Source organism: Arthrobacter sp. AG1021, assembly GCF_003633665.1.
GTDB lineage: Bacteria > Actinomycetota > Actinomycetes > Actinomycetales > Micrococcaceae > Glutamicibacter > Glutamicibacter soli.
In genome coordinates, this window is record NZ_RBLB01000007.1 from 110603 (window position 1) to 136967 (window position 26365).

Sequence of the window (26365 nt, forward strand, 5' to 3'; positions counted from 1 at the left end):
AACGCATGGACACCCGAAGGAGCGCACGTCATGCTCAGCCAGCCTCTTGCGAGCCCAGCTTCAACCCGCGTTCTGGATCAGCTGCCGACCCTTGCCACCGCGGACCTGCACGAGGCGCGGGAGAAAATTGGCACGCTCTTCTGCCCGCACAAGCTGCAGAAGGGCGCTTCCCAGGGCACACTGAAGATGAATCTGCGTTCAACTGGCGCCGGCGTCGGCCTGCACCTGCTGGATTACGGCGCGTCCGTGAAAATCAGCCCCGAGGCTCTGAAGACTTTCTACATGGTGCAGATTCCGCTCTCGGGGCGCGCTGACCTCCAAATCGGTCGCCAGCAGGTGGATTCCACGCCGCAGATCGCCTCGGTGCCGCCGATTGATGCCGAGTTCTCCATGAATTGGGAGAAAAATACCCCGCAGGTGATTCTGACCGCGCCGCGCGCGGCGCTCGAATCCGCGGCGCAGAGCCTCTACGGGGCGCAGATCGACGGCACGCTGCGACTGGCACCGTCCATGGATCTGTCCAGTGCCGAGGGACAGGCATTCATGCGTTCAATCTTTGAACTGCATGACATGCTCAATGAGAAAAACGGCAGGCACAGCGATTACGCACGAAGGCTGCAGCACGAGCTGGTCCTGGCTCGCTGGCTGATGGCCAATCGCTCGAATCTCGCGCAAAGCATGGAGCAATGGAATGCCCCGACTGCCAATGGTTATTCCTCGCGATTGGTCAATGAATTCCTCACCCTGCTCCGGGCCCATTCCGCGGAGGATCTCACGGTTTCGGATATGGCGGAGGCGCTGGGCGTCGCGGCGAGGACCTTGCAGGTAGCCGTGGCGCGGGAGCTGAATTCGACGCCGTCCGCCCAGCTGCGCAAGGCGCGGCTGGAACGGGCGCGTGATCTATTGATTGCGGCCGACCCGCAGTCGGCGAATGTTTCGCAGATTGCCCAGGACTGCGGGTTCGCCCACTTGGGGCGCTTCGCGCAGAGCTACAAGCACCAATTCGGTGTTTCCCCTTCGGCGTCCCTGCGAGGACAAGGAAGCTAGCGCGTCCCCTAGCCGCCCAGAATTGCATGGCGGACGTTGTCTGGCCAGGGAGCCGAAGACAACGCACCCAGCGGGACGCATGCGGTGACGAATTTGCCCGAAGCGGCTTCAACGATTGGCCGCCCTTCGTGCTCATGGCCGAAAACCTTGAACGAAAAGCTCAGGGATTTCTCCCCCAGCCGATCGATGCGCAGCACGGTGGTAACATGCTGCCCGAAAAAGAGCTTGGCCCTGTAGTCGACTTCCTGGCGCACGCGTGGCGCGATGGGAAAGTATTCCGGAAGCTCAAGTTCGCGGAACAGTTTCGATTCCGCGGCTTCGACGAATCTCATGATGACCGAGTTGTGCTGATGGCCGGCCGCATCGGTGTCCACCCACTCGATGATGCGCTCGCTCGCAGTTCCGGCCACCGCTCCCGCGAGGCAGTCTGCGACCACATCTTCAATTCGCTGTGCCTGTCCCGTATCGCCCATTTCGCACTCCCTGGTCCCGAAAAACTTAATCTCTCGAACTATTGTAACGCCCGTCACATTAACGCCATAATATGTGAATCAGACAATTTCGCACTGCATGTCAACGAGGAGCAACATGGCGACAGTCAACAATGTCGAGGAATGGAACATTCCCAAACGCACCACGGGGCTGGTGCTGTTCGCCTGCTGGCTGGCCATCCTGGCCGAAGGCTACGACGTGGGTGTGCTCGGAGCAGTGCTTCCTGCGCTCGCGGAATACAAGGAATGGTCGCTGACTCCCCTGGAGCTCGGCGGGTTGGGCGCGTACGCGCTGGTCGGCATGCTCATCGGCGCACTGTTCATCGGAACGCTCAGCGACATCATCGGACGCAAGAAGATGTTGCTCGCCTCGATGGTCATCTTCACCATCACCCAAGCCGGCGCGGCACTGGCCCCCACCCCGGAGCTTTTCGGGCTCTTCCGCCTGCTGGGCGGCCTGGGCATGGGCGGCATCATCCCGGTCGCCGCGGCCCTGACCATTGAATACTCGGCGCCGAAGAAGCGCTCGCTGAACTACGGCATCATGTACTCGGGCTATTCGCTGGGCATCGTGGCCGCGGCCCTTGTCGCCATGGCGCTGCTGCCGGTGCTCGGCTGGCGCTGGGTCATCGCCGTCGGTTCCCTACCAGTGCTTATCCTGCCGGTCATCGCCTGGATGCTGCCCGAATCCCTCGAATACCTGGTGTCCAAGGGGCGGATTGCCGAAGCGAAATCCTTGGCAGCAAAACTCAACGTCCGCGACCACCAGCCGCAGGCTCCCAAGGCCCCGGGCAAGAAGGTGCCTTGGCGCGAAGTCATGGGTGCGATGTTCTCCGGCAAGTACCTGCGTTCAACCGTGTTCTTCTGGATCTCGCTGTTCTGCGGCATGGTCCTGGTCTACGGCCTGAACACCTGGCTCCCGCAGATCATGCGCAAGGCCGGCTACGACCTGGGCTCGTCGTTGACCTTCCTGCTGGTCTTCTCGCTGGCTTCCGCAGTTGGCGGACTGATCCTCGGCTACCTCGCCGACAAGTACGGCCAGAAGATCATCCTGGTGGTGTTCTACCTGCTCGGCGCCGGCGGCATCCTGCTGCTGATGTTCCCGAATTCCATGTTCGTGAACCTGTGCCTCGTGGCATTCGCCGGCATCGGGTCGATCTCCACGTCGCTGGTGCTGACCGGCTACATCGCCGACTACTACCCTGCGGCGCAGCGCGGCACCGCAACCGGTTGGGCGCTGTCCTTCGCCCGCATCGGCGCGATCTCCGGGCCGATCATCGGCGGCTGGATCGCCGCCACTGGTGTCAGCTTCGAGTTCAACTTCATCTTCTTCGCCGTCGTCGGCGTGATTGCGGCTGGTGCCGTCGCACTGATCCCGCCGCGCATCACCGAGGCCCAGCCTCGCGTGGCCCGTACGGACGAGGAGCTCGTCGCAGACTAGCTCCAGTGCGGCTACCCTGCAACGGTGCCCCGCCGGCTTTGTCCGGCGGGGCACCGTCGCGTTTGCCGCCGTCCGGGGACGGGAAAGGCCCCGTCCCACCCTTGTGTGGAACGGGGCCTTTCGGAGACTAGCCAGCGAGATTACTCGGCGGCTGCGGCCTCGTCTTCGCCTTCGACTACAGGTGCCAGTGACAGCTTTCCGCGGTCGTCGATCTTGGTGATCTCGACCTGGATCTTCTGGCCAACGCCGACGACGTCTTCGACGTCCTCCACGCGCTTGCCGTCGTTGATCTTGCGCAGCTCGGAGATGTGCAGCAGGCCGTCCTTGCCCGGGGTCAGCGAAACGAACGCACCGAAGGTGGTCAGCTTCACGACGGTGCCCAGGTAACGCTCGCCGACCTCAGGAACCTGGGGGTTGGCGATGGCGTTGATGGCCGAACGGGCAGCCTCGGCGGATTCGCCGTTGGTTGCGCCGATCAGCACGGTGCCGTCGTCCTCGATCGAGATGTCAGCGCCGGTGTCTTCCTGGATCTGGTTGATCATCTTGCCCTTCGGGCCGATGACCTCGCCGATCTTGTCAACCGGGATCTTCACCGAGATGATGCGCGGAGCGTTGACGTTCAGCTCGTCCGGTGCGTCGATGGCCTGGTTCAGCACGTTCAGGATGTGCAGGCGTGCTTCGCGGGCCTGGGTCAGCGCAGCGGCCAGCACCGAGGCAGGGATGCCGTCCAGCTTGGTGTCCAGCTGGATCGCGGTCACGAACTCGGAGGTACCTGCGACCTTGAAGTCCATGTCGCCCATGGCGTCTTCGGCGCCCAGGATGTCGGTCAGGGCCGCGTAGCGGGTTTCGCCGTCAACGGTGTCCGAGACCAGGCCCATGGCGATGCCTGCCACGGCTGCCTTCAGCGGCACGCCGGCGTTCAGCAGCGACAGGGTCGAGGCGCAGACCGAGCCCATGGAGGTCGAGCCGTTGGAGCCCAGCGCCTCAGAGACCTGGCGGATGGCGTACGGGAATTCCTCGCGGCTTGGCAGCACTGGAACCAGTGCGCGCTCTGCCAGTGCGCCGTGGCCGATTTCGCGGCGCTTCGGCGAACCCACGCGGCCGGTCTCACCGGTCGAGTATGGCGGGAAGTTGTAGTTGTGCATGTAGCGCTTGGACTTCACTGGGGACAGCGAGTCAATCTGCTGCTCCATCTTCAGCATGTTCAAGGTGGTGACGCCCATGATCTGGGTTTCGCCGCGCTCGAAGATGGCCGAACCGTGCACGCGAGGCAGGACCTCGACCTCGGCGGACAGCTGGCGGATGTCAGCCAGGCCGCGGCCGTCGATGCGGACCTGCTCGGTCAGGATGCGCTGGCGCACAATGTGCTTGGTGACTGCGCCGAAGGCCTTGGAGATTTCGCCCTCGCGGCCTTCGAAGGCCTTGCCTTCGCCTGCCAGTTCGGCAAGGATCTCGTCCTTGTACTCGCTGGCGGTGTTGTCGCGGTCCTGCTTGTCGGCGATGGTGTAGATCTCCGCCAGGCGGGTCGAAGCGGCGGCCTCGACTGCTGCGTAGGCATCCTCTTCGTAGTCGCGGAAGACAGGGAACTCGACGGTTTCCTTGGCGGCGCGGGAAGCCAGGTCGGCCTGGGCCTCGCACAATACCTTGATGAACGGCTTGGCGGCCTCAAGGCCCTCGGCGACGACCTCTTCGGTCGGAGCCACGGCGCCGCGTTCCTTGATCAGTTCCCAAGCGTTGTCGGTAGCTTCGGCTTCCACCATCATGATGGCGACGTCGTCACCGGCGATGCGGCCGGCGACAACCATGTTGAAGACCGAGTTCTTCAGCTCGGAATGGCGCGGGAAGGCAACCCACTGGGCGCCGTTTCCGTCATCGACCAGTGCAACGCGAACGCCGCCGATCGGGCCGGAGAATGGCAGGCCCGACAGCTGGGTCGACATCGAGGAGGCGTTGATGGCCACCACGTCGTACAGCTCGTCCGGATCGATGGCCAGAACGGTGACAACCACCTGGACCTCGTTGCGCAGGCCCTTGACGAATGCCGGGCGCAGCGGGCGGTCCATCAGGCGGCAAGCCAGGATGGCCTCGGTCGACGGACGGCCTTCGCGGCGGAAGAAGCTGCCCGGGATGCGGCCGGCAGCGTACATGCGCTCCTCGACGTCCACGGTCAGCGGGAAGAAGTCGAAGCCCTCGCGCGGGTGCTTGCCGGCAGTGGTTGCCGAGAGCAGCGCGGTCTCTTCGTCGATGTAGACCATCGCGGAGCCGGCGGCCTGCTTGGCAAGGCGGCCGGTCTCGAAGCGGATGGTGCGGGAGCCGAAGCGGCCGTTGTCGATAACGGCCTCGGCGAACTGGATTTCTGGACCCTCCATTAAGGGGGTGCTCCTTTCAATCGCTCCCATGCGACGGATGAGCGATCCGCTAGCCCTACCCAGATCTGGTCTTCGATCGAGACCCGCGCGTGAACCCCAGGGGTTTCCGCGAAGATCACTACCGAGGACCGCGAAACTGGCGGTCGGGACCAACGGTCGGTCAGTCCTGGGAGTTGTTTTCTTTCGGGGCGCAGCGCACATTGCACCGGCCCACCTCTAAGCCTACCGGGAATTACCCAAAGCTGCAGTGGCTGCTGGGTCACGTGGCGTGCCCCGAGGGGTGTTGCGCCCGCGCATCGACTATTTATCCCGCCCGACGTCAGGTAAGTCCCGTTCGCACGGGCGGGGCCGCCCTGCTAGACCGAATCACGAACTCCGGGATTGCCGCGAACCCCTGTTTCTCCACTTAACCTATGGCCAGGCGGGTCCCGAAGTGGACCGAATCGATCCACAATCCTGGCTTCGAAAACCCTGACCGCTCTTCATCCTCGCACCCTACAGTCGCGGTTCGGAGCTTCGCGCACGAGATTCGTCCAGCGCCGCACTCGGGCGCTGCCCGGCGTTCGGTGATGCTCAGCCGCGCTGGGCCCAGCTCATGCAGTATTCCAAATTGACGTGCACGGTGGAGACGGCCAGATCCTCGTCGCGCTCCTGGATGGCTTTCAGCAGCTCTTCGTGCCCGGCCTCCAGGCAGCCGTCGAAGCCCGACAGCAGCCGGTGGCGCATCTTGGAGCCATGGAAGATGTCGTTGAAGCTTGTGTACACCTCGTGCAGCAACCGGTTGCCCGACGCCTCGGCGATCATGAGATGGAACTGCCAGTCCGCATCGATCCAACCTTGGATGTCTTCGGCTTGCCAGGCACGCTGGCGTTCGTTAAGCAGTTCGCGCAGCGCAGCCACCTCGCTGGCTTCCGCATTCAACACCGCCAGCCGCGCTGCTTGGGTATCCAAGGCAAAACGCAGCTGGAGTACATCAGTGTCCTTGTGCTGCCGGTAGACCTGTTGGGCGGCCCCATCGAATTCGCTTGTTGCCCGCACATAGGTTCCGTCCCCGCGCAATACTTCCAACATGCCCACATGGCTCAGCGCCTTGATGGCTTCGCGCAGCGTGCCCCGGGAAACCTGCAGCTGTTCCATGAGCTCGAACTCCGATGGGATGCGTTCGTCACGGGGCCATTGGCCGGAAATGATCCGTTCACGCAGCCAGTTGGTGACATCATGCGACAAGGGACGGCGCTGCGAAAAATTCTCTGAGGAGGACATATCGCCTATTCTCCTGCCCCGGCGCCAACTTGCTCAAGCCGGCCGCTGGTGCGCCCGCCCTTGCCGGAGCTGAGCCACAGGGCCAGCAGGACCTGCAGTATCGCGGCAGCCACCAGCAGCCACAGCGGCACGGTCCAGCTGCCCAGCAGGGAGAAGAGCAACCCCAGCGAAAACGGGCCGAGGGCGGCCACGACATAGCCCACCGATTGCGCAAGGCTCGACATCGCCGAGGATTCCTCCACGCTCTCGCCGCTGCGGCTGATTGCAAGCATTACCAGAGGGAACATGGTGAAGCCAATGCCGAGGAACACTGTGGGCAATAGTGCAAGCGACACCGGCAGCACTTCAAGGGACACGAAGCCCGCCAAGGCTGCGCCGCTGGCAATCGCGAAGGCCGCACGCAGCCGGCCCTTGGCCGCAAGGCCCATGACCACGAGCGTGGCAGGAATGCTGATCAGCTGCAGGGCGCCCAGCAGCAGACCCGCGGTCGTGGGGTCCAATCCGCGATGGATCAAGATCGAGGGCAGCCACCCGACGATGCTGTAAACCAAAAGCGCCTGAAGCGTGAACAGCCCGGTGATGAGCAGCCCATTGCGGGTTGCAAGCAGCGGCCACGGGGATACATGAGCCGCGGCATTGCCCACCGTCTTCTCCCGCCGAGAGCCGATCGCCAGCGGCAGCACCGCGGCAAGAGCCACCAGCGTGGGAATGGCCCAGACACCCAGCGCCGCCAGCGGGGAGTCCAGTTGCAGGGCGAGGGGAACGCTGATTCCGGAGGCCAAGGCCGCCCCTGCGGACATGGTGATGGAATACAGGCTGGTAATGCCCGCTGTGCGATGCGGGAAATACTTGCGGACGAACGACGGCATGGCCACGTTGCAGACGGCCAGGCCTGACATCGCGACGATGGTCCCCAGCAGGAGCATCGAGGTGGCCGGCGCCAAGCGGGTCGCGAGCCCCGCGGTGAGCAGCACCAGGGACAGCACCATCGACCGCTCCAGGCCGAGCAGCCGCATCAGGCGCGGGGTCGCCAACCCTGCGAAGGCGAAACATAAAACGGGGATGGTCGGCAGCAGCGAGGCCACAAGCGGCCCGTACCCCAGCAGTTCCTGCAAGGCCGGAAAGAGCGCGGCGGCGCTCGCCACGGCGACACGGAGATTCATGCCCAGAAGGACGACAGAAACCAAGGCCAGGACGACGGTGGTTCGGCGATACCCGTCGGGCGCGGCAGCCGGGAGCGATCCGCGGGCCGAAGACGCCGGGGCTGGGATGGAATCTACCTGCTTAGTCATTGGTCAAACGTTAGACGTCTTATGTTTTATGGTCAAACCGCCAGCATACGGGCAACGTCGCGGGCCAGCAGCCCTGGAGACTCCGGGGGCACCGGCTCCTCGAAGCAGTCGGCAGGAATTCCTGGCCGCCGTTATTAAGTGCAACCTGCTGTCCCCTGCAAGCTCAGTCGCTCGCCATGTGGCTCCCCGAGGCCAGATTCAGCGCCAGTTCGTCCAGATCGCTGGCGGCGAGCCCGGGCCAGCCGTGCAGCATGCCCAGCCAATCGCCGGGAATCGCGCGGGCCCCGCAGGCGGCGCCGATCAGCGATCCGGCAATGGCGGCCACGGTGTCGGTATCCACTCCGCCGCGCACCGCGGCTTCCAGCGCTTCGACCAGCAGCTGACGTTCCAGCGGAGCCTGCGCGGCGCTGCGGCCGGTGGCGGCGCTGATGGCGCTCCAGGCACCCTGGAATGCTTCAACCACCCACCCGTTGTTGCCGAAGTCCTTCGGCGCCCCGGCTTCCGCAGCACCGATGCGCTGTTCCCAGAGCCCGGCGCGGGCTGGTTCCAGCAGTCCCAGCCCGATGCGCACATCCAGCTGCCCGGTGAGCACCGCATGGCGGATGGCAGCGGTCCAAAGCCCGCAGGCTTCTGCGGCCTCCGGGTCGAAGTGTGTCAGGGCGCTGAGCTTCACGGCCGCCGTGTAGGCTTCCTCGACCGGGCGGTGCAGGTAGGCCAACGCAACCGGCGCGGTGCGCATCAGGCTCCCGTTGCCGCCCGATCGGCCGGTACGCTGATGCGCGTCGGCCGCGGCCTGGATGGCATCAGCAGCAGTCGGCAATTCCCGACCGCCACGCCGCGCGAGGGATTCGGCCGCCCGCAGGACCGCGCTGGTCTGCACACCGACATCCGGTGCGGTCTTGGCCCAGTCGGCCCACCCCTGCACCATCTGCGTGCAAGCTTCCTCCGAGGCCGTCCCGCCAAAGGCGGCCAGCGCCTGCGCCATGACGATTGCCATGGAGGTGTCATCGGTCCATTCGCCGGGTGCAAAGTCCCCCAGACCGCCGCCGATCATGCCGACCGGCTCGCTGGCTTCCATGGCCGGCTTGAATTCGTAGCCGGCGCCCAACGCATCGCCCGCTGCCAGCCCCAGCAGCACCCCGCGCACGCGGTCTTCGAGATCGATCTTGCCCTGCATGCATTCCCCTTGTCGTTCGGCGTTCTCAAGTCCCTACGGCCCGCTGCAAATCTATCGAACGGCAACGACAGTTGGGCGCTGCGGCTCAGGCTCCCACGGCATACCGGCGCTCGGGCCGCCCGACCCCGCCGTACTTCAGGCTGACCTGGGCGATCCCCTCTTCGGCAAGATATTCGAGGTACCGGCGAGCGCTCACCCGCGAGGTGCCGAGCTTTTCCGCGGTTTCGCTGGCTGAAATCGGGCCCGCGGATTCGCGCAGGATCCGCTCGACAAGTCCCATGGTTTCAACGCTGCAGCCCTTGGGCAGCGGCTTCCTGCTCTGCCCGCCCAGCCCGAAGAGCCGGTTGACGTCCTCTTGGTCCAGCGGCTGGTCGGGCGCGCGCAGCGAACGGTAGGTCTTCCGGTAGTGCTCCAGGCGGTGGTGCAGGTCCTCGCGGGAGAACGGCTTCATCAGGTAGTGGACTATTCCACCGCGCAGGGCCCGGCGCACGGTCTCCATTTCGCGGGCGGCGCTGATCACGATCACGTCCAGTTCCGGTTTGGCATCGCGCAGGTGCTGGAGCAGGTCCAGACCGTTCATGTCCGGCAGGTGGATGTCCAGCAGCACGAGGTCGGGCTGCAGCGTTTTCACCGCGCGCAGCGCTTCGACAGCGGTGTAGGCGAGACCCACCACCTCATAGCCGGGTTCGCTGTTCACGAATCCTGAATGGACCTTGGCGACCATGAAATCGTCATCGATCACCAGTACCTTGATCACGCGGTTTTCCTACTTTCTGAGTGTAGCGGTGAAACGGGCGCCGTCGTCGTTGACTGCCTGCACGTCGCCGGAGCGCCTGCGGCAGACCAGCCGGGTCAGCGCCAGCCCGAACCCCCGGCCGCCGGCGCTGGAACTGTCCTTGGTGGAGTAGCCCTGGGTGAAGATCTCGGCGAGTTCGGCCTCGTTGATTCCCACCCCATTGTCCCTGACGACGACGGTGACCTGCCCGCCGGTCCCTGCCACCGAAATCCGGATGGCCGGGTCCGAGGTTTCGCCGACCGCATCCATGGCGTTGTCCAGCAGGTTCCCGATGACCGTGGTGAGGTCACGGGCCAGCTCGTCGTCGCAGCGTTCAAGCCGCGATTCCTCGCCCAGCTGAACCTTGATCCCCTTTTCGGTGGCCACGCTGGTTTTGGCGATCAGCAACGCGGCGATGGTCGGGTCGGCTATGCGGGCAGCGATGTCCTCGAAGATGCGGCTGCGGCTGAAGCTGACCCCGTCGATGAAGTTCACCACCTCCGCGTACTCCCGCAGCTGCACCAGTCCGGAAATCGTGTGCAGCTGGTTGGCGAATTCGTGGGTCTGGGCGCGCAGCATGTCGGTGGTGGCCTTGGTGTCGCCGAGCTCCTGCTCCAGCAGCGTCAGGTCCGTCCGGTCGCGCAGGGTGGTGACCGATCCCAGGTCCCGTCCGGAAGAGGAGACCAGCATGCGGTTGAAGACGATGACCTTCTCCCCCACCAGCATCTGCCGGTCCGGGATCGGCTGCTCGATCATCAGCGCCTGGCTCACGGCCTTGGGCACGTCCAGCTCCTCCAGCGTACGGCCCACGCACTGCGCGGGCAGTTCGAGCAGGTGGCGTGCCTCGTCGTTGACCAGGGTGATCCGACGGTCAGAGCCGATGGACACCACTCCCTCGCGCACCCCGTGCAGCAGCGCCTCGCGGTACTCCACCAGCCCGGCGATCTCCGCCGGCTCCATGCCCAGGGTCTGCTTCTTGACCCGGCGCGAGAGCAGTACCGACCCGACGCCGCCCAGCAGCACCGAGACCAGCAGCACCACGGCGGTGGTCGGGGCGACCTCGCTGAAGATCTCCTCGGTGCTCGGATAGTTCTGCCCGACGCTCACGAATCCCACCATTTCGCTGTCCAGGTCGTAGACCGGGACCTGGGCGACAAGCACTCGGTTTCCGCCGCGTTTCACGTCCCCGGTCCAGGCCCTCCCGGCGAGCACGGTGCTCTCCGGCGGCATGGTTTTCGTGCCGATCTCGTCCGGCCGGCTGGAGGTGAGGATGACCCCGTCGCTGCCGGAGATGCTGACGAAACGCAGCCCGGAGACGCTGCGCACGGTTTCGGCCATGGCCGGCATCGCGGCGCCCTGACGCGGCTCGGCGTCCGGGAGCAGCGTGCGCAGCAACGGGCTGGCCGCCAGCGATTCGGCCGCGGACAGGCTGCGCCGGCCTTCGGATTCCTCGAAGCTGTCGATGGCCTGCCCGACGGTCAGGGCAATCACCCCGACCAGCACCACGCAAATCAGCAGCAGCTGCAGGATCAGGTACTGGCCGGCTAGGGTGAACTTGAATCTGGGCCCGGCGGAAGCAGGGGCACCGGCTGCTGGCATCAGCACTCCTTCGGCCTTCGCATCCCGCCCCGCACCGACGGTGCGGCAACATTGGGATGGGGTAGATTTTTGCGACTTCACTACCCCATCATGTTCGAGACCTGAATCACAGGCCCCCGTCCGGTTACACAATGAACATTATCTACTTTGTGTACGCAAGAGTGAGCCGTGTCACCGCCGCGCATAGCGTGGAGGAATTCCACTCACCCACCGATTCGATGAGGAATCACCATGCGAACATTCAAGACCCTGCGCCTGGCCGCCGTCGCCGCCGGCCTAGCCCTGGCCGCCACCGGCTGCGGAGTGACCAGCTCCGGCACCGACTCCAGCGAAGCACCGGCCGCGTCCGGCCCGGTCGAGGGCCTGCGGATCCTGGTGCCGAACACCCCCGGCGGCGGCTATGACACCACCGCCCGCGTGGCCGCCAAGGTCATGGAGGAAACCGACATCGCAGCCAACCCCGAGGTCTTCAACCTCGCCGGGGCCGGCGGCACCGTGGGCCTGGCCCGCATCGTCAACGAGTCCGGCAACGGCGACCTGGCCATGCTCATGGGACTTGGCGTGGTCGGCGCCAGCTACACCAACGACACCGACGCCAAGCTGACCGACACCACCCCGATCGCCAAGCTCATCGAGGAGCCCGGCGCGATCATGGTCTCCAAGGACTCCGAGTTCAAGACCATCGACGATCTGGTCGAGGCCTGGAAGAAGGATCCGGGCAGCATCAGCGTCGGCGGCGGCTCCTCACCGGGCGGCCCGGACCACCTGCTGCCGATGCAGCTGGCCCAGACCGTGGGCATCGATCCGACCAAGGTGAACTTCGTGTCCTACGACGGCGGCGGCGACCTGCTGCCGGCCATCCTGGGCAACAAGGTCGATGTGGCCGCCTCGGGAGCCGGCGAGTACATGCAGCAGATCGAGAAGGGCGAGATCCGCGTGCTGGCCACCAGTGGCGATAAGCGCCTGGAGAACGTGGACGCTCCGACCTTCATCGAGTCCGGCATCGACCTGAACTTCACCAACTGGCGCGGCGTGGTCGCCCCGCCGGAGATCTCCGAGGCTGACAGGGAAAAGTGGATCAACGTGCTGACCACCATGCACGAGTCCGACGCCTGGAAGCAGGCGCTGGAAACCAACGGCTGGACCGACGCGTTCATCACCGGCGATGAGTTCTCCTCGTTCCTCACCGAGCAGGACCAGCGTGTGGCCGACGTGCTGAAGGCCCTGGGGCTGGCGTGAGCCAAGTAGCCACGCCGGCGAAGAAACGCGTCGAACTGCTGTTCGCCGCGTTTCTTTTTCTCCTCGGCGTTCTGGTGCTCGTTGATGCGTCGCAGATCCATGTGACGTACTCCCAGGCCGACCCGGTGGGACCCAAGACGGTCCCCTACCTGGTCGCCGGGCTGCTGATGGCCTCGGCCATCGCCCTGGGCGTGACGGTGCTGCGCGGCAATCTGGCCGAAGGCGACGAAGGCGAGGACGTCGATCTGGGCCAGCCGACAGACTGGAAGACGCTGCTGCCGCTGGTCGGCGTGTTCGTGCTGAACATCGTGCTGATCAACTGGGCCGGCTGGGTCATCTCCGGCACGCTGCTGTTCTTCGGATCGGTGCTCGCCCTGGGCGGCCGCCGCTACGTGCTGACCTTCCTCATTTCGCTGCTGCTGGCCGTGGGCTCCTTCTACGGCTTCTATCTGGGCCTGGGCATCAAGCTGCCGGCCGGAATCCTGGAGGGGGTGCTGTAGATGGATACCCTGAATCTGCTGATGGAGGGCTTCGCTTCCGCGCTGACCCCGATCAACCTGCTGTTCGCCTTCCTTGGGGTGCTGCTGGGCACCGCCGTGGGCGTGCTGCCGGGCATCGGCCCGGCCATGGCCATCGCGCTGCTGCTGCCGGCCACCTACGGCATGCAGACCGATGCGGCGCTGATCATGTTCGCCGGCATCTATTACGGCGGCATGTACGGCGGGTCGACCACCTCGATCCTGCTGAACACCCCGGGCGAATCCGCCACGGTGATCACCGCGATCGAAGGCCACAAGATGGCCAAGGCCGGGCGCGCCGCGCAGGCGCTGGCCACCGCCGCCATCGGCTCGTTCATCGCCGGCACCATCGGCACCGCGCTGCTGGTGGCCTTCGCCCCGATCGTGGCTGACTTCGCGGTCAGCATGGGCGCCCCGAGCTACATGGCCATCATGCTGCTGGCGCTGATCACCGTCACCGCAGTGCTCGGCTCCTCCAAGATCCGCGGGTTCGCCGCGCTGGGTCTGGGCCTGGCCATCGGCCTGGTCGGCATGGACCCGGTCTCCGGCCAGAACCGCCTGGTCTTCGGTTTCGCGCCGCTGGCCGACGGGCTGGACATCGTGGTGGTGGCCGTGGCGATCTTCGCCATCGGCGAAGCGCTGTGGATCGCCGCTCACCTGCGCCGCACCCCGGTGAAGACCATCCCGGTGGGCACCCCGTGGATGGGCAGGCAGGACTGGAAACGCTCCTGGAAGCCGTGGCTGCGCGGCACCGCGTACGGCTTCCCGTTCGGCGCGCTGCCGGCCGGCGGCGCCGAGGTACCCACCTTCCTGTCCTATGTCACCGAGAAGAAGCTGACCAAGCACCCGGAGGAATTCGGGCACGGCGCCATCGAGGGAGTCGCCGGCCCGGAGGCGGCGAACAACGCCTCGGCCGCCGGCACGCTGACCCCGATGCTCACCCTGGGCCTGCCGACCAACGCCACCGCCGCGGTCATGCTGGCATTCCTGGTGCAGAAGGGCATCCAGCCCGGCCCGTTCCTGTTCGACAACGAGCCGGACCTGCTATGGACCATGATCGCCAGCCTGTTCATCGGCAACGCCCTGCTGCTGCTGATCAACCTGCCGCTGGCGCCGATGTGGGCCAAGCTGCTGAAGATCCCGCGCCCGTACCTCTACTCCGGGATCCTGTTCTTCGCCACGCTCGGCGCCTTCGCCGTCAACTTGCAGGCCACCGACCTGGTGCTGCTGCTGGTCATCGGCGCGCTGGGCTTCGCGATGAGGCGCTTCGGGCTGCCGGTGCTGCCGCTGATCCTCGGTGTGATCATCGGCCCGCGCGCCGAGAAGCAGCTGCGCCAGACTCTGCAGCTGTCCAGCGGCGAGGTCTCCGGGCTGTTCGGCGAACCGCTGGCCGTGGCGATCTACGTGATCATCGCGCTGGTGCTGCTCTTCCCGCTGATCCTCAAGCTGGTGCGCCGCCTGCGTGGCGGTTCAGCCCCGGCCCTGGCGGCCCCCGCCACCGGGCCGCTGGACGGGCCCGGCACGCTGGATGCCGCCGCGGAATCTGATACCGCGCAGGAGCAGGACCCCGACCGCGCCGCGCGCACCGTGCCGCAGCCGGCCCCGCAGGACGAGCATCGACGGAAGGATCAGCCATGAGCATCGTGGTGGGATACATCCCTTCCCCGGCCGGGGAGGCGGCGCTGGACCGGGCGGTCCTCGAAGCCCGGCGCGCCGGCTGCATCCTGGTTGTGGTGAACTCCTCCAAGGGAGACGCCCCGGTCGACGACCGGCTGATCGACGCCCGGCAGTTCAACGAGCTGGAAGCCAGGCTGGCCGGGGAGGACATCGACTTCTGGATCGAGCGTTTCCCGCAGGGCGGCGACGCGGCGGCCGAGGTGCTACGCGTGGCCGAGGCCCGCCGCGCGGAGCTGATCGTCATCGGGCTGCGCAAGCGCAGCGCAGTGGGCAAGTTCCTCATGGGCAGCACCGCCCAGCGGATCATCCTGCAGGCCACGTGCCCGGTCTTGTCCCTCAAAGCACCCGACCATTTGTAAACGCAGTTCGGCGAAGGCCGTGGATTCCCCCTTGCGGGATCCACGGCCTTCGCTATGTCCGGTGTGCAGCGGGCAGGCTACCCTTGCAACAGGTAGCGCGAGAGTTCTGCCAGCCGTTCCGGGATCCGCTCCGTCATGCCCTCGGCGCGCATCCGGTAGCCCAGCAAGTGCTCGATCAGATACCAGGACTGCAGGGAAGGCAGGCGGGACTGCTCGTTGACCGGGCAGCGCTGGTTCGGATCCCAGTAGTCGAAAATTTCCAGCAGCTCGGACTTGTCCATGAACAGCCCCGGCTGCGGCGTGTAGCGCTGCATCCGGTCCGGAATGAATCCCCCGGCGCGGATAAACCACCCGGCGAACGTCGAGTCGCTGTCGATGTCCCGGCCCTTCGGACCCTCCGCCTTGGGCTGGGCCAGCTTCCGGGCCACGTATTCGGCCAGGGCTACCGGGTCCTCCATGAGTTGGCGTCCGCGCCGGGTCGCGGTGAGCACGCCCTTGGCCTTGCGCAGCAGTCCCATCTGCTGGGCCGATTCGCGCAGCCGGATCACCGTGATCATGTTGTTCTCGCGCTTCGTGCTCCCGCTTTCGTAGTCGATGCCATCCAGCCCGGAGCGTTCCACCAGCTCTCCGACGATCTTCGGAGGCAGCCACCCGGCGGCCGAGAGCTTGACCGGGGCGTCGCACAGGGCGGTGAGCACCGCGAAGGGCCGCATCAGATCGACAAACCACGGCGGGATCGTGATGCCGCCCGGTTGCAAGCCCAGGCCGATCTGGGCGGCAGGCACGGAGATCGCCCGGCGCAGCTCCGGTTCCATCGTGTCGAACCAGCGGCCCAGTCCGTTGTCGCCGGTGAATTGCGCGGCAAGCATGGCCAGGCGAGCGTCGGCCACGTCCGCGCGGAATTCCGCGGGTTCCAACGGATTCCAGCGTCCGCCGCGCCAGTGCATCCAGGCCACGATGTCCTGCGCTTCGAGGTCCTCCGGCGCCGGGTTGCCCTGGAGGATCGAGAGTTTCTCCTGCCAGCCGTGGATCCCGCCGCTGTCCTCCAGCGGGGCGCGCAGCTGCCCGGCCACCACACGGTAGGGCGCCTCACCCGGTGCCTTGGCCCGCTGCGCTTCAACGGTGATCTTGTGCATCCAGCAGTCTCCGAAGTCGTATTCGAAGTAGAGTTCGCCGCCGGCTGCGGCCAGGGCCTGGCCCAGCGTGGTGGTCTCCTGGGGCTCGCCGACCCCGATCTCCGGCCGGCTCTGCTCTTCGTACCAGGTGATGGCCTGTCCGGCATCCTCGCGGGCATAGGGGACGGCGCTGTGAAACGCTTGGAGGTGCGCATGTTCCCAGCCCATGACGCATTGCAGGGCCAGCCCGGCTTCATCGAGCATGATGCCGTCGTCAATTTCCATGGTGCGCCAGATGGGCGGCGCGGAGCCTTCCAGCACGATTCGCAGTGTGAGCATCCGACGCAGTGGTATCACGTGTGGCATGGCTATGACTCTACCGATGCCGGGCGCCCGACGCTTCCCGCGTCCCACCTCATCGACGCCTGATCTGGCTGGCCGCCGCCGTCGGGCGCGCGGTCGCATTGATGGCCGATATTCACGGCCGATTATCAGCGTCCATACAGCAATGCATGGGTTTTTTCGAGCTATCGGCTGAAATGCCTGCGGAAATAGGGGGAACCGCGCTTGAGGGAATACCGTTAGAGGAGGAAACCCGCTCGTTGGCTCCCGACGGGCCCACCGAGCACCCGGCGCCGTGGCCCCGTTTGGCACGCCTGTCCCCTGTAAAGGCTTTAATCTTGAACGGCAATGCAACCTTCAGACACAACAACGTAGCGCTGCTCTCGGTGAACAGCGTGCTCGCCGACGAGGTGCTCAGCTCCGCCGAGTTCGACGAGCGGCTGGCCCCGAGTCTGAAACGGCTGCGCCTGTCCAAGAAGCTGCTCGAACGCGTCTCCGGGGTCGCCGAACGCCGCTGGTGGTCGGCGGGAACCACCTTCGACGACGCCGCGATCTCGGCCGGCAAGCAGGCGCTGGACGCCGCAGGCATCGAACCCGGGCAGATCGGCCTGCTGATCAACACCTCGGTGACCCGACGCAACCTTGAGCCATCGGTGGCCTCCAAGGTGCACCACGGTCTGGGCCTGCCCTCCTCCGCCATGAACTTCGACATCGCCAACGCCTGCCTGGGCTTCGTCAACGGCATGACCCTGGCCGCGAACATGATCGACTCCGGGCAGATCAGCTACGCGCTGATCGTCGCCGGCGAGGACGCCCAGCCCACCCAGGAAGTCACCTTCCAGCGGCTGAACGACCCGAACTCCACCCGCGAGGACTACCTGCGCCAGTTCGCCACCCTGACCTTGGGCTCCGGCGCGGCAGCCGCGGTCATCGGCCCGGCCGATCTGCACCCGGGCAAGCCGCGGATCCTGGGCGGGGTCTCCCGCGCCGGCACCGCGCACCACGAGCTGTGCGTGGGCGGGCCGGCTGGCATGTACACCGACAGCAAGGGACTTCTGGACAACGGCCTGGAACTGGTGGTCGACGCCTGGGACGAGGCGCACGCCGCCGGCTGGAACTGGAAGTCCATGGACCGCTACGTCACGCACCAGGTCTCCAAGTCGTACACCAACGCCATCATCAAGGCCGTGGGCCTGGTCAAGGACAAGGTCCCGGTGACCTTCCCCAAGTGGGGCAACGTGGGCCCTGCCTCGCTGCCGATGACCCTGTGGCAGGAGGCGAAGTCGCTCAAGCCCGGGGACCGGGTGCTGTGCATGGGGGTGGGCTCGGGACTGAACACCGCGATGATGGAACTGGCCTGGTGACCGGCCCATTCCCCGGCGTCGCCCAGCAGCACTCCCGCCACCTGACAGTTCCGTCCACCTCCCTGGTCGACGTCCCGGGCACCAGCCACCGCTGGCACCTGCTGGACAACCAGGCTGAACTCGAATCCCGCGGCATCACCCCGGTCGGCACCCTGCTGTGCGTGCACGGCAACCCCACCTGGTCCTACCTGTGGCGCTCCTTGTTCGCCCACGTCTCACGGCACGCCCTGCCCTGGCGCATCGTCGCGGTGGACCAGCTGGACATGGGCTTCTCCGAGCGCACCGGAGTCTTCCGCCGCCTGGCCGACCGGGTCAACGACCTGGGCGACCTGACCGCTGCGCTGCAGCTGTCCGGCCCGGTCACCACCGTGGGCCATGACTGGGGCGGGATCATCTCCCTGGGCTGGGCCGTGGCCCACCGCGGGCAGCTGGCGAATGTGGTGCTGACCAATACCGCGGTGCACCCAGCCGGCTTCGAGCTGCCCGCCGCGCTGCAGCTGGCCTCCCACCCGGCGGTGCACGGCTGGGGCACCACCAGCACCGATGCGTTCCTGCGGGTCACCCACTCGCTGGCCACCCCCGCGCTGGCCCCCGAGGTCAGGAAGGCCTACATGTCCCCCTACACCAGCGCCGCGCAGCGCACCGGGGTGGGCAACTTCGTCGCAGACATCCCCTTCGCACCCGGCCATCCCAGCCGCCCGGCCCTGGATTCCATCTCCGAGGCCATCCGCGAACTCACCGTGCCGGCCCTGATGCTGTGGGGACCGAAGGACCCGGTCTTCTCCGACCGCTACCTGCGCGACTTGATGGACCGCCTGCCGCAGGCCAAGGTGCACCGCTTCGAGGGCGCCGGGCACCTGGTGGCCGAGGACCGCGACATCGCCACCCCGATCTTCGACTGGCTCCAGTCCGCCGGCGCTAGCGAGACCGTGCGCGCGGGCAGCCTGCAGGACTACCGTCCGATGCTCGCGCAGCTCGACGAGCGCACCGCGGATCACAGCCCCGCGGTGGTGGACATCAGCCCGCCTCGCACGCTGTCCTGGGCGCAGCTCGGCCAGCGCGTGAACGCCCTGGCCAAGGGCCTGGAGCGGATCGGCGTGCGCCCCGGCTCCCGGGTCAACCTGCTGGTCCCGCCGGGCATCGAGCTGACCACGCTGATCTACGCCTGCCTGCGCCTGGGCGCGGTGATCGTGGTGGCCGACGCGGGCCTGGGCACCAAGGGACTGGGCCGGGCCATCAAGGGCGCCGGGCCGCAATTCCTGATCGGCATCCAGCGCGCGCTCATCGGCGCCAAGGCGCTGAACTGGCCGGGCACGCGCATTTCCGCCACGCAGCTGCCGCCGGCCCTGGCCAAGGTCCTGGGCGTCGGGCACTCGGTGCCGCAATTGCTGGAAGCCGGCGCCGCGGGCGCCCCGCAGGCCGGGGACTTCGCCCCGGCGGACCCTGACGCGGATGCAGCGGTGCTGTTCACCTCCGGCTCCACCGGCCCGGCCAAGGGCGTGGTGTACACCCACCGCCAGCTGGCCGCCATGCGCGATACGCTGTCCGCCACCTACCAGCTGAAGCCCGGTTCCGCGCTGGTGGCGGGCTTCGCCCCGTTCGCGCTGCTGGGCCCCGCCCTGGGCGCCACCTCGGTGACCCCGGACATGGACGTGACCGCACCGAAGACGCTCACCGCCGCCGCGCTGGCCGACGCGGCCGCCGCGATCGACGCCACCGTGGTCTTCGCTTCCCCGGCAGCCTTGGCCAACGTGCTGGCTACCCGGGACGAGCTGACCACCGCGCAGCGCCGGGCCCTGGAGCAGGTGTCCCTGCTGCTGTCGGCCGGGGCGCCGATCCCGGAGCCGCTGCTGGCCGAGGTCCAGCAGCTGGCCCCGCAGGCCTCGGTGCACACCCCCTACGGCATGACCGAGGCCCTGCCGGTCACGGACATCGACCTGGCCGGCATCCGCGCGGCAGGTTCCGGCAATGGCGTCTGCGTGGGCACCCCGGTCGCCGGGGCCAGCGTGGCCATCGCGGTGCTGGACTCCGCGGGCGAGCCCGCCGCCGAGCCGTCCACCGAGCCCGGGCTGACCGGCGAGATCCTGGTCCGCGCCCCGCATGTGAAGGACCGCTACGACCGGTTGTGGATCACCGAGCAGCTGAGCACGTCCATCCCCGGGTGGCACCGCACCGGCGACGTGGGGCATCTGGATACCGAAGGACGGCTCTGGGTCGAGGGCCGCCTGGCCCATGTGCTGCGCACCGCCGGCGGACCGCTCACCCCGGTGGCGGCCGAGAACCTGGCGCAGGGCGTGCCCGGCGCCGGGCGCGCCGCCCTTGTTCCGGTCGGGCCGGCCGGCACGCAGAGCGCGGTCATCGTGATGGAAACCGTGCCTGCCGCCCGCAAGCCGGCCCCGGCATCCCCCGAGCTGTCGCAGCAGATCCGCCGGGCCGTCGCGACCGCCGGCGTCGAGGTCTCGGCCGTGCTGGTGGTTCCCGAGCTGCCCACGGACATCCGCCACAATTCGAAGATCGACCGGGCTCACCTGGCCGGCTGGGCCGCCGCCACGCTGGCCGGAGGAAGGATCCGCAAGCCATGACACCACGCAACCAGCCGATGACCGCACGCCGGGTGCTGGTCACCGGCGCCAGCGGCATGCTCGGCGCAGCCGTCGCGCAGCTGCTGCGCAAACAGGGCCACCACGTGCGCACCTTCCAGCGCCGCGCCTCGCACGGCGCCACCGACGAGGTGCTGGGATCGCTGACCGACCCGCAGCAGATCGCCCGGGCGGTCGAGGGCATGGACGCCGTCATCCACCTGGCCGCCAAGGTGTCGTTCACCGGGCACTGGGACGACTTCGTCGCCACGAACATCGAGGGGACCAGGCGCCTGCTGGATGCTGCGCAGGCGGCCGGGGTGGAGGACTTCGTGTTCGTCTCCTCCCCTTCCGTCGCGCACTTCGGCCAGCCGCTGGCCGGCGCCGCGGCAGGGGCAGCCGACCCGGCCAAGGCCCGAGGCAACTATGCCCGGTCCAAGGCGGCGGCGGAGCTCGAAGCCCTGTCCCGCAACAACGACCGGTTCCGGGTCGCCGCGATCCGCCCGCACGTGGTGTGGGGCCCGGGCGACACCCAGCTGGTGGAGCGCGTCATCGAGCGCGCCGCCGGCGGCCGGCTGCCGCTGCTGGATGGCGGCGCGGCGCTGATCGACACCACCTACATCGACAACGCGGCCGACGCCATCGTCCGGGGGCTGGAGCGCATGCAGCAGGCGCAAGGGCTCGCGCTGGTTGTCACCAACGGCGAACCGCGCCCCGTCGGCGAGCTGATCGCCGGCATCTGCCGAGCCGGCGGGGCGCCGGCTCCGAAGCTCAGCGTGCCGGGCTGGCTGGCGCGCGGCGCCGGGGCGGTCATCGAACGCGCCTGGCTGGCCGCCGGTGCACGCAACCTGGTCCAGGACGAGCCGCCCATGACCCGGTTCCTGGCAGAGCAGCTGTCCACCGCGCACTGGTTCGACCAGCGCGAAACCCGCCGGGTGCTGGATTGGCGGCCCGGGGTCACGATCGACCAGGGGCTGGCACAGCTTGCGGCGCACTACGGAGGAAAAGCCCCGTTGCAGGCCCGCTGATTCCCCTGGCCCTGCCCCTTGCCCGGGGGCAGGGCCAATTTTTTTGAAACTACTTAGTTTCGAAAAAGGGAATATTGCCCACGGGTATTGCGTTTAGGGGCTTTCACTAGGCTTTTTCATTTTCGGCTGCACCGAAGGTGGTGTCGCTCTCACTTCCCGCGATTACCGGCTTTTCAATGCGCGCGACACGTATGGTGGGGTGGACAATCCCACCTACCAGGAGAAGCGAAAAACATGAGTGCCGTTATCACCCGGGCCGAAGCACGACCCAAGTACAGAGTCAGCATGGTCGAGCTGCTGATTCTTGCTGTGGGCGCGACAACCGTGAACTCCGCGCTATACTTCACCGGCAGGTCCACCGGCGCCTCTTTCAATGTCACCGGGGCGCCGATCGACGAAATCAGCTACGCCTTGGTGGGCGCGGCGAGCTTCGTGCCGATCCTGCTGATGGGCACCATCGCCCTGTACCTGGGCTGGCTCAAGCCGTCCATGCTCCCGGCCGCCCGCTGGATCGGCGTCATCGTCGCATTAGGCTCCATCGCCAGCTCCTACATCGCGACCGACAACTTTGCCGCCGGCACCTGGCTGGGCCTGATGCACGTCGTCAGCGCCATCGCCTGGTTCCTCGCAATAGGACGCACGTCCGCACACTAGGCCCCGAGCTTTCCACGCCGCGTCGCCCCCTCGGGGTGGCGCGGCTTGCGCGTTAATCCGTCCAGCACGCCGGCATTGCGCCCACGACGACGACCGCCATCCATCGGGCGGCGTAGTGTGGTTCACTGTATTCAACAAGGGCGGCGATCACCTACCGCAGTTCCTTGGCTTGCACAACCGTTGGCGGAGCTTCTGGACGTCGGGAGGCATGATGGGACTGTGGGACGGGACGGACGTCCCTACGCGGGAACAATTCGACTACTGGCAGGATGTCATTTGCCGCGAGTTCGTGCCCTTGTCGGCCGTCAAGACCGGCGAGATCACGGGCTTCGCTTCGAAGGTCGAAACTTCCGCGCTCGGTTCGCTCAACCGCGCCAGCATCATGTCCAAGGCGCAGATCACCCGGCGCAGTTCCCGGGAAATCGCGGTTTCTGATCAGGCGTATTTCTTCGTGAACCTGCAGCTTGCCGGGCAATGCTTGGCCCGTGTCGGGGGAACCTGCTCCGTGGTTGCTCCGGGGGATTTCATGGTTGTCGACACCACCGAACCCTATGAATTCGAGTTCAAGGGCGATTGGAGGATGCTCTCCTTCCGCGTGCAGCATGCCAGCCTTGCCCATCGGCTGGCGGCTTTCCGCTCCCGGTTGGGCACTTCGATCGGCTCAACCGGCGCCGGTGCGGCGGTGACCAGCCTGATGACCAGCTTGAGCTCCCTGCCTGACGACCTCCCGCCCGCTTCGGCAGAAGCCTTGGTCCAGGCGTTCGAGTCTGCGGTCATCGGAACCCTGGCGGCGGCTCCCGGCCCGGCCGGCGACTCCATCGGCACAACACCCCTGCGGGCCGCCGTCATGGAATTCGTGAGGCGGAACTACGGGGATCCTGGCTTGGGTGTTAACCTCGTCAGCCGCGCATTCTCGATTTCCCCGCGCACCCTGCACACTCTTTTCGAGGGCACCGGCATCTCCTTCGCGAAGATGGTCAGGCAGCTTCGGCTCCAGCACGCGTTCGACGTGCTCTCGGATCCCTCCTGCTCGCTGTCCGTGACCGAGCTTGCCCGGATCTGCGGATTCTACGACCCCAGTTCCTTCTCCAGGGCGTTTCGTCGGCACTTCGATGTGAGCCCCCTCGAGCTGCGCCGCGCCCGCGCTGCGCAAACTGCATAGGACCGCCGCACGGACTGCATAGCTATTGCACGGAAAAAGCAGTGATATGGATCTCAAGACCAGTTCGCTCGGGCCACCAGCGCCTAGGAAATTTGAGAGAGATCATCATGACCGTTTCATTTTCGCTCACCGCAGACCAGGAACAGCTGAAGCGGCAGGCCCGCAGCTTCGCCCGCGAGCAGCTGCGGCCGCTCATGACCGCCGTCGGCCAAAGTGCGGACCCGCTGCAGCGTGCGCTGCTGCTGCGCCCGGTGATGGAACAGGCAGTGCAGGGCGGCTTCCTGAAGTCGCTGATCCCGGTCCCCTTCGGCGGCCTGGCCAGCAGCGGCGTGGACGCGGCGATCTTCATTGAGGAACTGGCTTCCGAAAGCCCGGACTTCGTGATCTCGATGGCCGGACCGCTGATCGCACTGGCGCCGGTTTACGAAGTGGGAACCGCCGAGCAGATTGCCCGCTTCGTCACGCCGTTCCTAGCCGATCACGGGGCACCCGTAGCGGCCATGGCCTACAGTGAACCCGGTGGCAGCGCAAACTTCGATGCCGAGTCGCCGGCCGAGGGCGTGCGGACGCGCGCGGTCCTGGACGGCGATGAATGGGTGATCAACGGATCCAAGGCCTGGGCCTCGCATCTGGGCGGCTGGGATGGCGAGGGGCCTGACCTGATGACCATCGTCTGCCGGACGGACAGGGGCGTATCGCTCATCGTTGCCGAACGCGAACAGCTTCGCGGGCATATCGACGTGGACGAGTACTACGATCTTCCCGGCCTGCGTGGCTGCCTCACCACGCGGGTCACGTTGCGGGATGTGAGGGTTCCCAAGGACTACCTGCTGGGGGACGAAGGAGACGGAGTCCGGCTGACGCGCAATGCGTTCCAGGCCAGCGGAGCCTCCATCGGGACCTTTTCGGTGGCGGCCATGCGCCAGGCCTTCGACATCGCCCTGCGTTTTGCCCAAAGCGAGAAGCGCGGCGGCCTTGTCCCCGTCATCGAGCACCAGGCGGTCGCCGATATCCTCGCCGACGCCAAGGGAAAAATCGAAGCGGTGCGCCTGCTGTCGTGGTCGGCGCTGGATGCGGTGTTCGCCGGGCGGCCCGGCGCCCCCGAACTGTCGCTGCACGCGAAGATCTTCGGCTCCGAAACCGGGGTCGAGGTGATCAACGCGCTTATCAAGGCCGTCGGCGTCACCGCCTACGACCACGATTTCCCCATGCTCCGCCACCTGATGGATGTCCTGGCCTACCCGATCATCGAAGGCGGCAACGTCGGCGTACGCCGCCGCCAGCTTCAGGCGATGATGAGCGACCATGCCTACGAACCGCTGGCCGCATCGGGTCTGGCTTAGCCGATCCGAGGACTGCCGCTTCCGCATTTCCCTGCTGCCGGTCCTTCGCCGGAATTGGCTACCCGTAGATATGGATGCTTCCACCGTACCCGGTGGGAAGCCTGCGCCCGGAAACCCACCCGGCCAGGACCTCGTAGGTCTGGGCCAGTGTCAGCGACTGCGGTCCGTAGCGCTCCACGTCGTCATCCGGATGGCTGGTCATCAGGTCCGCATCCGGACCATATGCGATGCGCATGTTGTAGGCCCGGTCGTCGACCACTGCCAGCTCCAGCATGAAATTGCCGTCGTCCAGGCGTGCGCCCTGCGCATATTTGTTGATCGGTTCCTCCCTCTGGAAAGTGAAGGTTTGTCCCGGCTCCGTCAGCGACTGCAGCACCTCGGCAATCTGCGGGATCGATTCGAGCTCTTCCCACACGGGCGTTTCGCTGGTTGTCCAGAACATCTCTTCATCCGGTTCAGGATCCTCCGGCAGGAGGTTCAGTTCCTCCGCGGAATACCACTCGCGCCGGTGGTGCAGAACCAGCCGGCCCACAGCGTGTGAAGTATCAATCATGGGCCCCAGCCTAGGAGGCGGCACCGACGATTCGGCGCCGGGCGCGCATGGGCGGCCGCGGAACCGTTGGCGGCCGGTCCGGAGGCCGCCGATGAATCGGGCATCGGCGCTGGGCGTCAGCCGATGGTCGCGATCACCGTTTGCTGTTTGACGATGGCTCCTTCTTCCACCAGGTGGGTCAGGGTCCTGGCTTCGGGTGCGGTGATCTCCATGTCCACCTTGTCCACGGCGAGCTCCGCAATCCGTTCGTCCTGGCCACTGCGGTGCCGCCCGGGGGCGAACCAGGTGGCCACGGTCCCTCCGGCTTCGAGGTTCTTCTCGGACAGGACAGGAAACAGGATCTCGCTCATCGTGCCACCGCCTTCCATCGGCCGAGCAGGACCCGCGGGAGAGTGCAATGACCTCTGGTGCAGGCACTTGCGTACGCCACCGCCCCGGGCCGTCAGCTGGCCCAGGGCGGTGGTTGAGCCCTGCCGTCTACTGCTTGTACGGGTTCGGTGGCTTCGAGGAACCGCCCTCCGTAGTCGGCCCCTCCGGAGGCCGGGGTGTGGAAGGCCCTGGATTCGGCATTCGCGGGGCGGCCGGTCCCGATGGCGGGGCCGGATTGATCTGGAACGAATCCCGCTCGCTTGGTGGAGTGCCGCCTGCCAGGCGAACCAGCTCGGCGGTGTTTTCTGCGGTGCGGATCTGTGCGATCAGGGATTCAAGCCCTGCACGCGCCAGCACCAGATAGATGAGCACGAACAGCGGACCGACCAAGATCAGCACCGTGAACCCAAGGGCTCCATTGGACCTGAAACTGGCGATCACGAACACGAGGTATGCGATGACGAGCAACACCATAATCAAGATGTAGACAATCTTGATGATCGACGGGGTAATGAATTTCCTGAAGTCGAAATCGAAAAGGGCTTTCACTGTTTTGCCTGCTTTCTCATGCCGCTGCGGACGATGATGCCGAGACTACCCAGCAAATCG

The 26365-nt window shown here is 66.5% G+C and carries 23 protein-coding genes; 12 read left to right on the top strand and 11 right to left on the bottom strand.

The window, feature by feature from the left end; genetic code table 11:
* Positions 1-30 precede the first annotated feature (30 nt).
* On the top strand, positions 31-1047 hold the full coding sequence (locus DFO58_RS06000; protein WP_113606632.1) for an AraC family transcriptional regulator: 1017 nt from the start codon (positions 31-33) through the stop codon (positions 1045-1047).
* 8 nt (positions 1048-1055) lie between these two features.
* Here the strand turns inward: DFO58_RS06000 and DFO58_RS06005 are convergent, their stop codons facing one another.
* Positions 1056-1520 carry a thioesterase family protein gene (locus tag DFO58_RS06005; RefSeq protein ID WP_120989671.1) on the bottom strand — a complete coding sequence of 155 codons (465 nt, stop codon included), beginning with the start codon at positions 1518-1520 and terminating at the stop codon, positions 1056-1058.
* A gap of 115 nt (positions 1521-1635) precedes the next feature.
* Between DFO58_RS06005 and DFO58_RS06010 the strand changes: the two genes are divergently transcribed.
* A complete protein-coding gene (locus DFO58_RS06010) occupies positions 1636-2979 on the top strand; it encodes an MFS transporter (protein ID WP_120989673.1) in 1344 nt (447 codons plus the stop codon).
* Between the two features lie 140 nt (positions 2980-3119).
* Here the strand turns inward: DFO58_RS06010 and DFO58_RS06015 are convergent, their stop codons facing one another.
* The 6 genes from DFO58_RS06015 to DFO58_RS06040 form a co-directional block, all read right to left on the bottom strand.
* Positions 3120-5348: a polyribonucleotide nucleotidyltransferase gene (locus tag DFO58_RS06015; protein WP_120989675.1), complete on the bottom strand. Its 2229-nt coding sequence runs from the start codon at positions 5346-5348 to the stop codon at positions 3120-3122.
* A gap of 573 nt (positions 5349-5921) precedes the next feature.
* Positions 5922-6611 (bottom strand): FadR/GntR family transcriptional regulator, encoded by a 690-nt coding sequence (locus DFO58_RS06020; protein WP_053797665.1) that lies wholly within the window; start codon positions 6609-6611, stop codon positions 5922-5924.
* 5 nt (positions 6612-6616) lie between these two features.
* Complete coding sequence (locus DFO58_RS06025) at positions 6617-7903, bottom strand: MFS transporter (RefSeq protein ID WP_120989677.1); 1287 nt, start codon at positions 7901-7903, stop codon at positions 6617-6619.
* 163 nt (positions 7904-8066) lie between these two features.
* Complete coding sequence (locus tag DFO58_RS06030) at positions 8067-9080, bottom strand: ADP-ribosylglycohydrolase family protein (RefSeq protein ID WP_120989679.1); 1014 nt, start codon at positions 9078-9080, stop codon at positions 8067-8069.
* Between the two features lie 85 nt (positions 9081-9165).
* Positions 9166-9837 carry a response regulator gene (locus DFO58_RS06035; protein WP_120989681.1) on the bottom strand — a complete coding sequence of 224 codons (672 nt, stop codon included), beginning with the start codon at positions 9835-9837 and terminating at the stop codon, positions 9166-9168.
* 9 nt (positions 9838-9846) lie between these two features.
* On the bottom strand, positions 9847-11454 hold the full coding sequence (locus DFO58_RS06040) for an ATP-binding protein (protein WP_120989683.1): 1608 nt from the start codon (positions 11452-11454) through the stop codon (positions 9847-9849).
* A gap of 231 nt (positions 11455-11685) precedes the next feature.
* Here DFO58_RS06040 and DFO58_RS06045 point away from each other — a divergent pair, with 231 nt between their 5' ends.
* Genes DFO58_RS06045 through DFO58_RS06060 form a run of 4 tightly spaced genes read left to right on the top strand, consistent with a single transcriptional unit; the run spans position 11686 to position 15247 of the window.
* The gene (locus tag DFO58_RS06045) at positions 11686-12693 is read left to right on the top strand and encodes a tripartite tricarboxylate transporter substrate-binding protein (protein WP_113606646.1); all 1008 of its coding nucleotides are present in this window, start codon (positions 11686-11688) and stop codon (positions 12691-12693) included.
* Positions 12690-13193, top strand: coding sequence for a tripartite tricarboxylate transporter TctB family protein (locus DFO58_RS06050; protein WP_047121100.1), 504 nt, complete (start codon positions 12690-12692; stop codon positions 13191-13193). Before DFO58_RS06045 ends, DFO58_RS06050 begins: the two co-directional genes overlap by 4 nt.
* Positions 13194-14849, top strand: coding sequence for a tripartite tricarboxylate transporter permease (locus DFO58_RS06055; protein WP_120989685.1), 1656 nt, complete (start codon positions 13194-13196; stop codon positions 14847-14849).
* Positions 14846-15247, top strand: a complete 402-nt coding sequence (locus tag DFO58_RS06060; protein WP_120989687.1) for a universal stress protein — start codon at positions 14846-14848, stop codon at positions 15245-15247. Before DFO58_RS06055 ends, DFO58_RS06060 begins: the two co-directional genes overlap by 4 nt.
* 77 nt (positions 15248-15324) lie before the next feature.
* On the opposite strand, the gene DFO58_RS06065 is transcribed toward DFO58_RS06060, so the two are convergent.
* A complete protein-coding gene (locus tag DFO58_RS06065) occupies positions 15325-16701 on the bottom strand; it encodes a plasmid pRiA4b ORF-3 family protein (RefSeq protein ID WP_183043114.1) in 1377 nt (458 codons plus the stop codon).
* A gap of 341 nt (positions 16702-17042) precedes the next feature.
* Here DFO58_RS06065 and DFO58_RS06070 point away from each other — a divergent pair, with 341 nt between their 5' ends.
* The 6 genes from DFO58_RS06070 to DFO58_RS06095 all read left to right on the top strand — a co-directional run bounded on the left by DFO58_RS06070 (position 17043) and on the right by DFO58_RS06095 (position 24834).
* Positions 17043-18068 carry a 3-oxoacyl-ACP synthase III gene (locus tag DFO58_RS06070; protein ID WP_047121097.1) on the top strand — a complete coding sequence of 342 codons (1026 nt, stop codon included), beginning with the start codon at positions 17043-17045 and terminating at the stop codon, positions 18066-18068.
* The gene (locus tag DFO58_RS06075) at positions 18065-20650 is read left to right on the top strand and encodes an alpha/beta fold hydrolase (protein WP_120989690.1); all 2586 of its coding nucleotides are present in this window, start codon (positions 18065-18067) and stop codon (positions 20648-20650) included. The genes DFO58_RS06070 and DFO58_RS06075 overlap by 4 nt, the downstream gene beginning before the upstream one ends.
* Positions 20647-21675 (top strand): NAD-dependent epimerase/dehydratase family protein, encoded by a 1029-nt coding sequence (locus DFO58_RS06080; protein WP_120989692.1) that lies wholly within the window; start codon positions 20647-20649, stop codon positions 21673-21675. The genes DFO58_RS06075 and DFO58_RS06080 overlap by 4 nt, the downstream gene beginning before the upstream one ends.
* A 234-nt stretch (positions 21676-21909) precedes the next feature.
* Complete coding sequence (locus tag DFO58_RS06085) at positions 21910-22329, top strand: DUF6069 family protein (protein ID WP_120989694.1); 420 nt, start codon at positions 21910-21912, stop codon at positions 22327-22329.
* 208 nt (positions 22330-22537) lie between these two features.
* Entirely contained in the window at positions 22538-23491 is a 954-nt protein-coding gene (locus DFO58_RS06090) for a helix-turn-helix domain-containing protein (RefSeq protein ID WP_120989696.1), read from the top strand.
* 107 nt (positions 23492-23598) lie between these two features.
* Positions 23599-24834 carry an acyl-CoA dehydrogenase family protein gene (locus DFO58_RS06095; RefSeq protein WP_120989698.1) on the top strand — a complete coding sequence of 412 codons (1236 nt, stop codon included), beginning with the start codon at positions 23599-23601 and terminating at the stop codon, positions 24832-24834.
* A gap of 58 nt (positions 24835-24892) precedes the next feature.
* On the opposite strand, the gene DFO58_RS06100 is transcribed toward DFO58_RS06095, so the two are convergent.
* The 3 genes from DFO58_RS06100 to DFO58_RS06110 all read right to left on the bottom strand — a co-directional run bounded on the left by DFO58_RS06100 (position 24893) and on the right by DFO58_RS06110 (position 26305).
* Positions 24893-25387, bottom strand: a complete 495-nt coding sequence (locus DFO58_RS06100; protein ID WP_147407196.1) for a hypothetical protein — start codon at positions 25385-25387, stop codon at positions 24893-24895.
* 116 nt (positions 25388-25503) lie between these two features.
* Positions 25504-25737, bottom strand: a complete 234-nt coding sequence (locus DFO58_RS06105; protein WP_120989702.1) for a biotin/lipoyl-containing protein — start codon at positions 25735-25737, stop codon at positions 25504-25506.
* Between the two features lie 127 nt (positions 25738-25864).
* Positions 25865-26305, bottom strand: a complete 441-nt coding sequence (locus DFO58_RS06110; RefSeq protein ID WP_120989704.1) for a DUF4282 domain-containing protein — start codon at positions 26303-26305, stop codon at positions 25865-25867.
* Positions 26306-26365: the final 60 nt, after the last annotated feature.